Here is a 6257-nt window from a genome sequence, read left to right as displayed (position 1 = left end):
CGCGAGTGCGCTCTAGCGCGCGAGCCTCGAAACCTTCGTGGTCAGACGCGGCGCAGGACCGCGGTGACCTTGCCGAGGATCGTGGCGTGGGTGCCGTCGATGGGGGAGTACTCCGGGTTGGCCGGCAGCAGCCAGACCTCGCCGTTCTTGCGCTGGAAGGTCTTGACCGTGGCCTCGCCGTCGAGCATCGCGGCGACGATCTCGCCGTTCTCGGCGACGGGCTGCTGGCGGATGACGACGTAGTCGCCGTCACAGATCGCGACGTCGATCATCGAGTCGCCGCTGACCTCGAGCAGGAACAGGGTGCCGTCGCCGACGAGCGACTTGGGCAGCGGGAAGACGTCCTCGACGCGCTCCTCGGCCAGGATCGGACCGCCGGCCGCGATCCGGCCCACCATCGGTACGTAGGTGGCGGTGGGCAAGGAGTCGCGCATGCCCGTCTCGTCGACGACGGTCTCGTCAGCAGAGCTGACCGCCGGCCGCGCGCCGACACCGTCGGGCAGGAAGATCTCCATGGCCCGCGGGCGGAACGGATCGCGGCGGATGAAGCCCATCTTCTCGAGCTGCTTGAGCTGGTGCGAGACCGAGGACGTGCTGTGCAGGCCCACGGCAGCGCCGACCTCGCGCATGCTGGGCGGGTAGCCGCGCTGGGCGACCTCGTCGCGCAGGAACTCCAGGACACGACGCTGCCGGGCGGTGAGGCCGTCGGCGTCGGGCGGGCCGTCGGGCAGCTCGCTGACGTTGGAGCGGTCGTCGGTGTCCTCGGTGCTCATGGGGAACACGCTAGGACAGATGTTCGACGAGATCAAACATCTGTTCGAGTGGGCGTGTCGGCGCCGATCGCTCCCTCGATGTTCTCCGGGACCTCGTCGTCCTCGGGATCCCGCGGACGCTCGCCCTCGCGGACGGCCTCGTAGGAGGCGCCGATGAGCAGGGCGAAGAAGCCGGCCCACAGCCACAGCAGGAGCACGACGACCCCTGCGAGCGCGCCGTAGGTCTTGCCGTAGCTGCCGAAGTTGTCGACGTAGAGCGAGAAGCCGACGGAGGCGACGAGCCACGCTCCGGCCGCACCGGTCACGCCGGGAGACCAGAGCTTCGGCTTCGTCTGTCCGGACTCGGCGTCGGGAGCGCTGCGGATGACCAGGCCGAACCCGATCACGATGGCTCCGGCCAGCAGGGCGAAGCGCAGCAAGTCGACGAGGATCCGGGTGCCGGGCACGTCGACCAGGTTGTCGAGGATCGGGGGAGCGACCGCGACGAGGGTGACGGTCACGGCCAGGAAAGCACCGGCGCCCACGGTCAGGGCGAGGGCCAGGAGCTTCTGCTTGATGAAGTTGCGCGTCTGCAGGTTGCCGAGCATCGCGTTGATCGCCGTCACGAGGTTCGCCATGCCGCCGCTGGCGCTGTAGATCGCGAGGACGACCGCCAGCGCGAAGCCGACGCTGAGCGAGCTCGACGAGGTCTCCGCCAGGGACTCCAGCTGCCCGGTGATGATCGATGCGGCGTCGGCCGGGAGGGCGTCGGCGATGCTGTCGGACTGCCGGGCGAGCGTCTCGGGGCTCACGACGAGTCCGTAGGTGAGCAGTCCCGCGATCATCGCGGGGAAGAGGGCGAGGAAGACGTAGAACGCCACGCCGGCCGCCAGCAGCGACGCGTTGCGCTCGGAGGCGAGCTTCCAGGCGGTCTTCAGGCGGGTGATGGCGGACATGCCTTCGACCCTAGGCGGGAGTCGCGCACCCCGCGCGTCGGCGTTCGAACGGCCGAGTGCACCCGCTGGAACGTCCTCGAGCGTGTGTCTCAGATCACTGCGCCGGCATTTATGCAGGTCAGCCACCTGGAGGAGAGGTGTTCGCAAATTTGTTCGAACAGGGTCTTCACATTTGTCCGACCCTCCCCGTATGGTCGTTCATGTGTTCGATCGAACGTCCGTTCGCACCACTCCCGATCGAATGACATCCCTCGGCTGAGGCCGCGGGCGGACGTTCGAGAGAACACACCAACTCCCTCCTCTTCCCCACGGAGACCACCATGAGCATCACCCACGACGAGCTTCCGCTGATCGACTTCGCGCCGTACACGCGCGACACCGAGCAGGCGCGCGAGCGTCACCTGGCCCTCGTGCCGCACGCCGCGGCGCCGGTTCGTTCGGCTGCCGTGGCACGGCCGGCGGCCCAGCCGGGCCTGCGCCTCACGCGCCGCGGCCGGGTGCTGCTCACGATCCTGGCGCTCGCCGTCGTCACGGCCCTCATGGTCGTCTTCGGTTCCGGCACGGCCGCCACGAGCGACGCGTCCGCGATCACGGGCACCACCACCATCACGGTGCAGCCGGGTCAGACCCTGTGGTCGATCGCTGGTGAGGCCAACCCCGGCGGCGACGTCCGCGACACGATGGACGACATCGTCAAGCTCAACTCGCTCGTCAAGGGCGAGACCCTCCAGATGGGCACGCAGCTCGCCCTTCCGGTGTACGCCGACTGACGGCTCACGATCTGGTCGGCGGGCCTTGGGTTGAGACTGACGCCCGCCGACCGGCACGACCCCGAGTCTTCTGGACTCGGATCCCGACACCGGGCAGTCACGCGCTGGGGAAGGCTGTGACTGCCCGGTGTCGCGTCATGCGCGCGACGCGACCTCGGCTCCTGCCCGTGTGTCAGGGCGCGACGATGACAGGCCGCGCCTCGGCGACATCCAGGCTGGCCGCGGGTCCGACGGCCGTGATGAGCTGGTCGATGGTCAGCGGGGCTCCGCCGTTGACCTGGTAGGTCACCCGGTACCCCACGTCGACCCGGGGTGTCAGTCCCGTCGCGACGGCATCGTAGGTGTGGGTGACGTCGGTGGACGGATACGGCGCTCCGGGCTTGCTCGTGGTCTGGCTCGTGCCGTCGCCGTGGTGCCAGGTGAAGCTTGCGGGCGTCCCGGTGATGGTCACGGCCTGCCCCAGGAGCATGGTCGAGTGCTGGAAGACCGGTGCGTCGACGAAGAAGATCGTCGGCGCGTTGACCAACGTCCGCCCGCCCGGCTGGATCCGCACCGCCAACGCCGGCAGCCCCACCTCCTCCACCGCCCGCCGAATCTCCGCCGCCGTCGCCGGGCCCTGTGGGCTGGTCGGTCCGCCGTCGACGTTCGCGCTTCCCAACGAGCCGCAGCCGGATGCCTTCGGGTTGGCAACGCACTTCGGCACCGCGACTGAACCGGTCTGTCCGCCTTCCGATCCGAGGGTGATTTGCTCGCCTTCGAGGATCAGTACGGGCTTGTGGGGTTGCGGCTCCACGTCGATCTGCGCATTCGCGGAGGTTGATGCCAGCAGAGTCAACGCGAACGCGGCGACTGCTACCGGTGTTACTCGGCGCCTCATGCTTGTCTGCCCGGAGCCATTTGGGACACCTTCCACGTTCCGTTGATGTTCGTGGGAACGAAGGTGAGTTGGTCCTCGGACTCGCCGAAAGCTTCCTCGGCTGATTCCGAATCAGGTTTGAGCGTTCCGCTTTCGATCTTTAGGTCCACCACGACGACCAGTTGAGCGTCAACAGGAACGACATCGACCTTGAGCGGAACCCAGGCTCCTCCTGCGAGTGAACCGCCACTCGCGTACCAACTGCTGTACAGATCGATGTACTTCGCGCAGCCTGTGCACTGATCGTCGCTAGCTCGTTGAAGGGTCTCGGTATCTCCAGTCAGGGACGTGTAGTTGAGAACCTCTACGTAGTACCGGATGAAGGCTTCGGCGCCCTCTGGGGTCTCTGCGGTGGCGGCTTCGGGGAGCTCGGGTGTCTGGAGGTCGGTCTCGGGGGTCGAGGCGGACGGTGGCGGCTCTTTCGGCTCTGGCTCGTTCTGGCATCCGGTCAGGAGCGCGGTGAGCAGGCCGATGGCGGCCAGCGGTGCAAGAAGTGGTCGGCCCATGGATCCCCCGATCAGTGGCCGTCCGAACCTATGCAGAGGTAGGCGCACTTGTCAGCCACCCGATCCGTGACGTGTGGACAAGTCCTCGGGCGTCGGCGCAGGTCCCCTCCAGTCGCCGAGGGACCCGGCTCGCGCGCCGGCCTCGGCCCACGACCAGGGCGCGTCGGCGTCTACGGGGGAGACCAGCGAACCGAGACCTTCGGCAGTGCGTGTGGGTTCGCCAGAGCACCCGCCGACGGCGCTGAGGCCGATGGCAAGTGCGGCGACAAGTGTGCGACTGAGCGACGTCATCTGGTCCTCCGGTGGGATGTGAGGACGCCGAATCTAGGAACGCCTGAGGCGCTTGTCAGGCACCCGTGACGGGCGCTGTGGACGACGAGGCCCTGTGGATGGAGCGGCTCGGCACGAGTGGGTGACACCGGCAGGACACAATGGCGACATGCGGATTGTGGTGATTGCCGACGAGACCGACCGCGAGGGCGGGTACGTCACCGAGCGGCTGCGACAGCTCGGCGGAACGGTGGAGTTCGTCGACCGCGGGGGCCTGCCCGACCGCGCCGATCACGTCGGCTCCGGGCCGCACGTCGATCTCCTGCTCCTGCTGGGATCCCACCGCTCGGCGCACGACCCGCGCCACGTGCACGACGTCATGGCGGAGTCCGCGTGGGTGCGCGACTCGCTGGCCGACGGGACCCCGGTCATGGGGATCTGCTTCGGGGCCCAGCTGATGGCGCGAGCCCTCGGCGGCCACTCCTACCGGATGGACGTGCCGGAAGTCGGGTGGGTGCGGGTCGACACCACGGACCCGGTCCTGTGCCCGGCCGGTCCGTGGGGTCAGTTCCACCACGACACGTTCGTCCCGCCGCAGCACGCGCGGGTGCTCGGTTCGACCTGGTACGGGCCGCAGTGCTTCATCGAGGAGACCCACGGCGCGAAGGCGATCGCGTGGCAGTTCCACCCCGAGGTGGTTCCGGAGGTCTACGCCCAGTGGGTCGACGAGGCGAAGACGACAGTGCGCGCCGCGGAGGCCGATGGTGGCGAGCTCGTTCGTGAGGCTCGCCGCCTGGCTCCGCAGGCGCGCACGCGGGCATTCGCCCTGGTCGATGCCGCCCTCGACTATCTCGAGGTCAAGGGCGGCACGGCCGTCAGCTGACGGTGTCGGCGGCGCTGGCCTTCTCGGCCGCCGCCTTCTCCGATCCGGCGCCGGAGCTCGAGAGCTGGCCGCCGGTGTTCTCCAGGTGGGCGCGGACGAACCAGTGGAACAGCTCGAGCTGTCGCAGCTGGCCGATGATCATGTCCTCGGTGACGGGGTCGAGATCGGCCACGGCGGCCTGTGCGGCGCGGTGGTCGGTGATGACGCCCTGGTAGACGAGGTCGAGCGCACCGAGGTGCTCGTTGGTGGTGGCGCGCCCCAGGGAGTAGTCCTCCCAGGTGCGCGTCTTGACGAGATCGCCCGTCAGGCCGTTCGGCGAGGTGCCGAGGGTCGCGATGCGCTCGGCGGTCTCGTCGACCGCGTCGCGGACCTCGACCACGTGGGGGTCGATCATCTCGTGGACCGCGATGAAGTGCGGTCCGACGACGTTCCAGTGAATGTGCTTGAGCGTCAGGGCCAGATCGTTCAGGGCGTGGAGACGCTCCTGAAGGATGCCGGCGACCTTCTCACCTTCGGCTTCAGTGAGTCCGGGAATCGTGAACTTGGGGGTGCTCATGCCTTCGACGTTACGCCGCAAATCGCGTCACGCAACCGGAGCGGGTCACGTGCTGAGATGCCGGGATCTCAGCCGTTTCAGGTCAGCCGAGGCTTGCCTGATTGACGAGCCAGGCGATGCCGAACCGGTCGTTGAAGAGGCCGAACTTGTCGCCCCACGGGGCCAGCTCGAACGGCACGACGATCTCGGCCCCCTCGGTGAGTGCGTCCCACGACGACTGCAGGTCGGTGTCGCCGCTGCTGAGCGAGACGTTGACGTGGGTGCCGTGCTGCGGCTGGTCGCCCCCGGGGGGCGTGTCGGACGCCATCAGCGTCAGCCCCGTCGGGGTGTCGAGCTGGCCGTGCATCACGAGGTCCGCCTGGGACGGGTCGTCGCTCATGCCGGAATCGCCGAATGTCATGATGCTCAGCTCGCCCCCGAGGGCGGACTGGTAGAACTCGAGCGCCTCACGGGCCTCGGTCGCGAAGTTCAGGTACGGGTTCAGTCGGATCGCCATGACGACAGGGTCCACCCGCACACCGACAGCCCACAAGGGCCCGGCGCAGTTTCAGCCGCGGCGCGCGAGGCGGATGCGGATGGGGCCCTTCGCGGTCGACGGGTCGACGACGCGACCGCCCTGCGTGATCTCGACCTCGCCGCGGTCGACGA

At 68.5% G+C, this 6257-nt stretch carries 9 protein-coding genes; 2 read left to right on the top strand and 7 right to left on the bottom strand.

What is annotated here, in order from left to right; all coding sequences use genetic code 11:
* Positions 1 to 41: 41 nt before the first annotated feature.
* A complete protein-coding gene (gene lexA, locus ABD127_RS06050; protein WP_344198781.1) occupies positions 42 to 773 on the bottom strand; it encodes a transcriptional repressor LexA in 732 nt (243 codons plus the stop codon).
* A 32-nt stretch (positions 774 to 805) separates the two neighbouring features.
* Positions 806 to 1708, bottom strand: coding sequence for a YihY/virulence factor BrkB family protein (locus ABD127_RS06045; RefSeq protein ID WP_344198779.1), 903 nt, complete (start codon positions 1706 to 1708; stop codon positions 806 to 808).
* A 320-nt stretch (positions 1709 to 2028) separates the two neighbouring features.
* Between ABD127_RS06045 and ABD127_RS06040 the strand changes: the two genes are divergently transcribed.
* On the top strand, positions 2029 to 2478 hold the full coding sequence (locus ABD127_RS06040; protein WP_344198777.1) for a LysM peptidoglycan-binding domain-containing protein: 450 nt from the start codon (positions 2029 to 2031) through the stop codon (positions 2476 to 2478).
* A 172-nt stretch (positions 2479 to 2650) separates the two neighbouring features.
* Here ABD127_RS06040 and ABD127_RS06035 read toward each other — a convergent pair whose 3' ends face one another.
* Together ABD127_RS06035 and ABD127_RS06030 are read right to left on the bottom strand one after the other, a co-directional pair.
* On the bottom strand, positions 2651 to 3313 hold the full coding sequence (locus ABD127_RS06035) for a hypothetical protein (RefSeq protein ID WP_344198775.1): 663 nt from the start codon (positions 3311 to 3313) through the stop codon (positions 2651 to 2653).
* Positions 3314 to 3351: 38 nt separating this feature from the next.
* Positions 3352 to 3900: a DUF6318 family protein gene (locus ABD127_RS06030; RefSeq protein ID WP_344198773.1), complete on the bottom strand. Its 549-nt coding sequence runs from the start codon at positions 3898 to 3900 to the stop codon at positions 3352 to 3354.
* Between the two features lie 439 nt (positions 3901 to 4339).
* On the opposite strand from ABD127_RS06030, the gene ABD127_RS06025 reads away from it, so the two are divergent.
* On the top strand, positions 4340 to 5053 hold the full coding sequence (locus ABD127_RS06025) for a type 1 glutamine amidotransferase (RefSeq protein ID WP_344198771.1): 714 nt from the start codon (positions 4340 to 4342) through the stop codon (positions 5051 to 5053).
* Here the strand turns inward: ABD127_RS06025 and ABD127_RS06020 are convergent.
* The 3 genes from ABD127_RS06020 to ABD127_RS19060 form a co-directional block, all read right to left on the bottom strand.
* Positions 5046 to 5609 (bottom strand): Dps family protein, encoded by a 564-nt coding sequence (locus ABD127_RS06020; RefSeq protein WP_344198769.1) that lies wholly within the window; start codon positions 5607 to 5609, stop codon positions 5046 to 5048. The two genes, ABD127_RS06025 and ABD127_RS06020, sit on opposite strands and share 8 nt — an antisense overlap.
* 82 nt (positions 5610 to 5691) lie before the next feature.
* A complete protein-coding gene (locus ABD127_RS06015) occupies positions 5692 to 6105 on the bottom strand; it encodes a VOC family protein (RefSeq protein ID WP_344198767.1) in 414 nt (137 codons plus the stop codon).
* A gap of 51 nt (positions 6106 to 6156) precedes the next feature.
* On the bottom strand, positions 6157 to 6257 hold a 101-nt coding region (locus tag ABD127_RS19060), incomplete at its 5' end, for a DUF3253 domain-containing protein (protein ID WP_425545796.1).

The organism is Aeromicrobium alkaliterrae (genome assembly GCF_039529015.1).
Classification (GTDB): Bacteria; Actinomycetota; Actinomycetes; order Propionibacteriales; family Nocardioidaceae; genus Aeromicrobium; species Aeromicrobium alkaliterrae.
The sequence above is the reverse complement of the archived record's forward strand: the minus strand, read 5'-3'. Positions and strand labels throughout refer to the sequence as shown.